Raw genomic sequence first — 535 nt, 5'->3', positions numbered from 1 at the left:
AATGAAGGCGGCGGCGCGGCGCTCGCGCGTGCTGCTCGGCGACGGCCGCGAGCTCGGCGCGATCGGCCTCGGGGGGTTCGGCCGAGCCGCACGTTGCGACGCTCGGCGAGGACCGGGCCGGGCGATCCCGCCGAGGACGAGGGCCACGGGTCGGCCCGGGCCGGTCGGGCTGCTCGAGGGGGCCGAGCTCGGCGAGCGGCAAGGGCTCGATCGGCTCCTCGCCGAAGGGTCGGGCCTCGGCGCGAAATCTTCCCCGAGGCGCGCGGGCCTGGACCGCGCTCGACAGCGTATTTCTGCCGCACCCGCATCCGGGGGGGTCGAAGTGGCAGGAATGAAGGCGGCGGCGCGGCGCTCGCGCGTGCTGCTCGGCGACGGCCGCGAGCTCGGCGCGATCGGCCTCGGGGGGTTCGGCCGAGCCGCACGTTGCGACGCTCGGCGAGGACCGGGCCGGGCGATCCCGCCGAGGACGAGGGCCACGGGTCGGCCCGGGCCGGTCGGGCTGCTCGAGGGGGCCGAGCTCGGCGAGCGGCAAGGG

General features: G+C 78.1%; 1 protein-coding gene and 1 pseudogene. One reads left to right on the top strand and one right to left on the bottom strand.

The features are described from left to right. Nucleotides 1-202, bottom strand: a pseudogene (locus tag QHF83_RS53425) (hypothetical protein); the annotation flags it as partial. 120 nt (nt 203-322) lie between these two features. Between QHF83_RS53425 and QHF83_RS53420 the strand changes: the two are divergent. After that, the coding region (locus QHF83_RS53420; RefSeq protein ID WP_282425901.1) for a hypothetical protein at nt 323-535 on the top strand (213 nt) is incomplete at its 3' end.

It is taken from the genome of Polyangium sp. 15x6 (assembly GCF_029960785.1).
In the GTDB taxonomy this organism is placed as follows: domain Bacteria; phylum Myxococcota_A; class Polyangia; order Polyangiales; family Polyangiaceae; genus Polyangium.
This window is presented reverse-complemented; position numbering and strand designations above follow the sequence as displayed.